The 6,206-nt window shown below is 52.1% G+C and carries 3 protein-coding genes and 1 CRISPR repeat array (1 of these 4 only partly in view); of the genes, 2 read left to right on the top strand and 1 reads right to left on the bottom strand.

Translation table 11 applies throughout. The annotated features are described in order from the left end of the window. Positions 1 to 1,060: 1,060 nt before the first annotated feature. Positions 1,061 to 1,624 (bottom strand): single-stranded DNA-binding protein SSB1, encoded by a 564-nt coding sequence (gene ssb1, locus H0248_RS14020; RefSeq protein WP_180786381.1) that lies wholly within the window; start codon positions 1,622 to 1,624, stop codon positions 1,061 to 1,063. Positions 1,625 to 1,874: 250 nt separating this feature from the next. Between ssb1 and uvrA the strand changes: the two genes are divergently transcribed. Both uvrA and H0248_RS14010 read left to right on the top strand, forming a co-directional pair. Continuing rightward, on the top strand, positions 1,875 to 4,709 hold the full coding sequence (gene uvrA / locus H0248_RS14015) for an excinuclease ABC subunit UvrA (protein ID WP_180786380.1): 2,835 nt from the start codon (positions 1,875 to 1,877) through the stop codon (positions 4,707 to 4,709). 15 nt (positions 4,710 to 4,724) lie between these two features. Beyond that, the gene (locus tag H0248_RS14010; RefSeq protein ID WP_039521522.1) at positions 4,725 to 5,144 is read left to right on the top strand and encodes a secondary thiamine-phosphate synthase enzyme YjbQ; all 420 of its coding nucleotides are present in this window, start codon (positions 4,725 to 4,727) and stop codon (positions 5,142 to 5,144) included. Between the two features lie 39 nt (positions 5,145 to 5,183). Beyond that, positions 5,184 to 6,206: a CRISPR direct-repeat array (repeat unit 28 nt; unit sequence TTTCTAAGCTGCCTATGCGGCAGTGAAC); it runs 25 nt beyond the window's last position.

Genomic DNA, 6,206 nt, shown 5'->3' with positions numbered 1-6,206 from the left:
GTTCTACTAATTGGAGGCATTACCGAATTCCTGATAACGCTTCCAATAGGGCAGCCACTGCGCGTGATCTTCTGGCTCAACGGAATTAACAATAATTTCTTGGTCTCTATTCATCATCTTACTCTCATATTATCGTGGATAAGTGCTGGCAATCAGGCTGATATGTACCGGAATAAAATAGCAATCAAATAGATGGATATGCCCCTCCACTTATTGAGATGGAACCAGACCAATTCGTTTAAATTCCCACGGTCTTAGCCTGAACAGGCCGTGGGTTTTGCCGTAGTGTTAGCGGGCTGTTATGGTCATATCCCACGTTTGGTCTCCGGTGCGCCAAGTGAAAATGAATGCAAACGGCTTTATGGCGGCAGGTTATTTCGCAGAATGGAGGACGGCTATGTGGTGTTTATCCATACGGCGGATTGTCGTACAGGTAGCCTGTGCAGCGGGCGGAATAAATTTTAAATAAAGAAAATGTAATGGGTGTTATTACATTATTTCATGCCAAAATTAAGTGGTGGTAATTCACCATGTGATTCCATATAGTTTTTGATAAGTTTGTACTCTAATGATTTCGGTTCATCAAGTGTGGAGAAATAAAAGTCGATAACAATCTCATCTTGATGTTTATGGTGGGAAAGAAAATACATAATCCTGATATTCGTTTTTTGTGTTCTTAGACTAAGTTTTTCATATAAATCAACATCAGGAGTGGTCATATCTGATTGATGATTGTAGTTCTTGAAACGTTTTCTGAAACTATCGGTAGTGCAACCTATCTTTAATGTAGGGCTGGTTCCTATTAATCGAGGGATCGGATGCTGTTGATATCGGATAACGTAGGCACCAATTTCTTCAGGGAAACCAGAAATATCAATTTTTTCCTCTCTCGGGTTTGCGAAGAATATCCATTGCTATTTTCAATCAGAATTAGCGGTAGTGTCAGTGTTGGCACATGGTCAATATTTTTGTTCATGGTGCTACGAGCTTTCCATGCAAAATGGCCTGAATATTCAGGCCATTAAATAAATATATCAGTAATTATTCTAACTAACGCAAATTAGAACGGAATGTCGTCGTCGAAATCCATTGGCGGTTCGTTGCTTTGTGCTGGGGCATTATTTTGTGAGGAAGATGAGTTCTGGGCCGGACGCTGTTGAGACTGCGCGCCGCCGCTGAACTGGTTGCCGCCCTGCGGCTGCTGAGGTTGACCCCAACCGCCTTGTTGCTGACTGCCACCTGCATTGCCACCGCCTGCTGGTGCGCCGCCGCCCTGGCGTCCACCCAGCATCTGCATGGTGCCGCCGACGTTAACGACGACTTCGGTGGTGTAGCGCTCTACGCCAGCCTGATCGGCCCATTTACGGGTTTGCAGTGCGCCTTCGATGTAAACCTGAGAGCCTTTGCGCAGGTATTCGCCCGCGACTTCTGCCAGTTTGCCGAACAGCACGACACGGTGCCATTCGGTCTTCTCTTTCTGCTCACCGGTTTGCTTGTCACGCCAGCTTTCCGACGTAGCCAGCGTGATGTTGGCAACTGCACCACCATTCGGCATATAGCGGACTTCTGGGTCTTGACCCAGATTCCCGACAAGAATCACTTTATTAACGCCTCTGCTGGCCATGCTCGTCTCCTGATGAATCGGTAGATTTATTTTCTAAGTCTAAACGATCAATCTTACCATGTGGAAAACTCTCTGTCATACCTGCGAAATGGCTTCAGAAATGAAAGTAAAATTTGCAGCGTTTGCAAGGTAAACGGGTTTAATACTGGATATTCATTCAGCCTTGTTTGTGCCATAATTGCTCGTTTCGTACCGGTTCTCTCTCTTCGAGAGGCGATGACAAACCGTTTTTATTCCGGGAAGTGTGTGAATGGATAAGATCGAAGTTCGTGGTGCTCGTACCCATAATCTCAAGAATATCAACCTGATAATCCCTCGTGACAAGCTGATCGTAATCACCGGTTTGTCGGGCTCGGGTAAGTCATCGCTGGCGTTTGACACGCTGTATGCCGAAGGGCAGCGGCGCTATGTGGAATCCCTCTCCGCCTATGCCCGTCAGTTTTTGTCGCTGATGGAAAAACCGGACGTCGATCATATAGAAGGGCTGTCGCCCGCCATCTCTATCGAACAGAAATCCACCTCGCATAACCCGCGTTCCACGGTCGGGACGATTACCGAAATTCATGACTACCTGCGCTTGCTGTTTGCTCGCGTGGGTGAACCGCGCTGCCCCGATCACGATGTGCCTCTGGATGCGCAGACGGTCAGCCAGATGGTGGACAACGTGCTGGCGCAGCCGGAAGGCAAGCGCCTGATGCTGCTGGCACCGATTGTGAAAGATCGCAAAGGCGAACACAGCAAGACGCTGGAAAACCTGGCCTCGCAGGGCTATATCCGCGCCCGTATCGACGGCGAAGTGTGCGATCTGTCCGATCCGCCGAAGCTAGAATTACAGAAAAAGCACACCATCGAAGTTGTCGTTGACCGGTTTAAAGTGCGCGAAGATTTGGCGCAGCGGCTGGCAGAGTCGTTTGAAACCGCGCTGGATCTGTCCGGCGGTAGCGTGGTGGTCGCGGATATGGACGATCCGACGCAGCCTGAACTGCTGTTCTCGGCGAACTTTGCCTGTCCGGTGTGTGGCTACAGCATGCACGAACTGGAACCGCGTATGTTCTCGTTCAACAATCCGGCGGGCGCGTGCCCAAGCTGTGATGGTCTGGGTGTGCAGCAATTCTTCGATCCGTCCCGCGTGGTGCAAAATGCCGAGCTGTCGCTGGCGGGGGGCGCGATTCGCGGCTGGGATCGCCGTAACTTCTACTATTTCCAGATGCTGCGCTCACTGGCGGAGCATTACAAATTTGACGTCGATGCCCCGTTTGAAAGCCTGAGTGCCGCGGTGCAGAAAGTGATTCTGTACGGCTCCGGTAAAGAGAACGTCGAATTCAAATATATCAACGATCGCGGCGACACCTCGGTGCGTCGTCATCCGTTTGAAGGCGTGCTGCACAACATGGAGCGCCGCTATAAAGAGACGGAATCCACAGCGGTGCGCGAAGAGCTGGCGAAATTCATCAGCAACCGCTCTTGCGCCAGCTGCGGCGGAACGCGCCTGCGTGAAGAAGCACGTAACGTGTTCGTTGAACAGACGACGCTGCCGCAGATTTCCGATATGAGCATCGGCCATGCGATGACGTTTTTCCAAAATATGAAGCTCAGTGGGCAACGCGCCCAAATCGCCGAGAAGGTGCTGAAAGAGATTGGCGATCGGCTGAAGTTTCTGGTTAACGTCGGGCTGAACTATTTATCGCTCTCTCGTTCGGCAGAAACGCTGTCCGGCGGCGAGGCGCAGCGTATTCGTCTGGCGAGCCAGATTGGTGCCGGGCTGGTTGGCGTCATGTACGTGCTGGATGAACCCTCTATCGGCCTGCATCAGCGTGACAACGAGCGCCTGCTGGAAACCCTGATTCACCTGCGTAATCTGGGTAATACCGTCATTGTGGTGGAACATGATGAAGATGCGATTCGCGCTGCCGACCATGTGATTGATATCGGCCCCGGTGCGGGCGTGCACGGCGGCCAGATTGTCGCAGAAGGCACGATGGAAGAGATCATGGCGGTACCGGATTCGCTGACGGGGCAGTTCCTCAGCGGTAAACGCAAGATCGAAATCCCAAAACAGCGCGTGCCTGCGGATCCCACTAAAGTGCTGAAGCTGATTGGCGCGAAAGGCAATAACCTGAAAGACGTCACGCTGACGCTGCCGGTTGGACTGTTTACCTGCATCACCGGCGTGTCGGGATCGGGTAAATCCACCCTCATCAACGATACGTTATTCCCGCTGGCGCAGCGTCAGTTGAACGGCGCGACGCTGGCGGAACCTGCCGCTCACCGTGAAATTCAAGGGCTGGAGCATTTCGATAAGGTGATCGATATCGATCAAAGCCCGATTGGCCGTACGCCGCGCTCCAACCCAGCAACCTATACCGGCATTTTCACACCGATTCGTGAACTGTTTGCTGGCGTACCGGAAGCGCGTACCCGTGGTTACAACCCTGGCCGTTTCAGCTTTAACGTGCGCGGTGGACGCTGTGAAGCCTGTCAGGGCGACGGTGTGATTAAGGTCGAAATGCACTTCCTGCCGGATGTTTATGTGCCGTGCGACCAGTGCAAAGGCAAGCGCTATAACCGCGAAACGCTGGAAATTCAATACAAAGGCAAAGGCATCCATGAAGTGCTGGATATGACCATCGAAGAGGCTCGAGAGTTCTTTGATGCTATTCCGGCGCTGGCGCGGAAGCTGCAAACGCTGATCGACGTCGGTCTGTCTTACATTCGCCTTGGGCAGTCGGCCACTACGCTGTCCGGCGGGGAAGCGCAGCGTGTAAAACTGTCGCGTGAGCTGTCAAAACGCGGAACCGGACAGACGCTGTATATTCTTGATGAACCCACGACCGGCCTGCACTTTGCCGATATTCAGCAGCTTCTTACCGTTCTGCATCAGCTGCGCGATCAGGGCAATACCATCGTGGTGATTGAGCACAATCTGGATGTCATTAAAACGGCTGACTGGATTGTCGACTTAGGGCCGGAAGGCGGCAGCGGCGGCGGAGAAATTCTGGTCTCCGGCACGCCGGAAACGGTGGCAGAGTGCGAACAGTCTCACACTGCACGCTTCCTGCGGCCGATTCTGGCACGCGAAGCCTGATAGCAGGATACGACGATGTGGATGCAATATGAAATCCGCCTGAAGCCGAAAGCCAGAGGCTTTCATCTGGTGACTGACGAAATACTGGCGCAGGTTACTGCACTGCGGCAGATAAACGTCGGGCTGATGCAGGTGTTCATCAAGCACACCTCGGCGGCGCTAACGATTAACGAGAATGCCGACCCCACGGTGCGGCAGGATTTCGAGAGCTTTTTTAATCGCTTGGTGCCGGAGGATGAGCCGTATTACCGCCATACATATGAAGGTAGCGACGACATGCCCGCGCACCTAAAAGGTAGCCTGCTGGGCAACAGTCTAACGATACCCATCACCAACGGACGCCTGAACATCGGCACCTGGCAGGGTATCTACCTGTGCGAGCACCGCAACCACGGCGGCAGCCGCTCGCTGGTTGTCACCCTCAACGGGGAATAGTCCTCAAGAATGCGTCGCGCTAGCGACGCATCTCGATAAGCACTGAGCTGCCTGTGCGGCAGTGAACATCATGAACTGCGCCAGCTCTGTTTCGAGATCTTTCTAAGCTGCCTATGCGGCAGTGAACGTCGTAATCCTTCCACTGATCGTCTTCGCTGCTTTCTAAGCTGCCTATGCGGCAGTGAACCTCCTGCCTAATTCCACGATGCACGCCGTTGCTTTCTAAGCTGCCTATGCGGCAGTGAACATCGGCGTTAATGGCGAACGGCATTGCGCCAGTTTCTAAGCTGCCTATGCGGCAGTGAACACTGGCGACGTTGCTACGTTACGCGTCAAGCTTTTCTAAGCTGCCTATGCGGCAGTGAACATTGCAACATGGAAAATATTCTCTTCTCCATCTTTCTAAGCTGCCTATGCGGCAGTGAACTTGCGCCGCCTGGTTTTGCTTCCGCCCTGTCTTTTCTAAGCTGCCTATGCGGCAGTGAACGCGAACGGGAGCACGGCTATCAATTCCGCGTCTTTCTAAGCTGCCTATGCGGCAGTGAACGCATGTAGGCGTTAAGGTCGCTGGCGGCTTTGTTTCTAAGCTGCCTATGCGGCAGTGAACATCAGCGTACATATTGCTCAGGGACCTATTTATTTCTAAGCTGCCCATGCGGCAGTGAACATTTTGGTTATGACGACTCGAGGGTAGGCGCTTTTCTAAGCTGCCTATGCGGCAGTGAACACGTAATCATCAGGCAAGAATGGGTTGCTCATTTTCTAAGCTGCCTATGCGGCAGTGAACAAATAATCGACATATGTGATGGCTTCGACGTGTTTCTAAGCTGCCTATGCGGCAGTGAACGCACGTTTAAAATGTTTGAGGGTGACATTATCTTTCTAAGCTGCCTATGCGGCAGTGAACTCTTTGCGGTATCAATGAACTCGTCCTGCAACTTTCTAAGCTGCCTATGCGGCAGTGAACAGCCTTTGATGGACTTGCCCACAGAGCTTCCTTTTCTAAGCTGCCTATGCGGCAGTGAACTATTACTGTCGCAGTATAAAAATGCAGCATACTTT

This window comes from Pectobacterium brasiliense (assembly GCF_013449685.1).
Classification (GTDB): Bacteria; Pseudomonadota; Gammaproteobacteria; order Enterobacterales; family Enterobacteriaceae; genus Pectobacterium; species Pectobacterium brasiliense_A.
This window is presented reverse-complemented; position numbering and strand designations above follow the sequence as displayed.

Excerpts from the sequence above, each read along its gene's own strand:
- ssb1 (WP_180786381.1), bottom strand. The coding sequence starts at position 1,624 with ATGGCCAGCAGAGGCGTTAATAAAGTGATTCTTGTCGGGAATCTGGGT.
- uvrA (WP_180786380.1), top strand. The coding sequence starts at position 1,875 with ATGGATAAGATCGAAGTTCGTGGTGCTCGTACCCATAATCTCAAGAAT.
- H0248_RS14010 (WP_039521522.1), top strand. The coding sequence starts at position 4,725 with ATGTGGATGCAATATGAAATCCGCCTGAAGCCGAAAGCCAGAGGCTTT.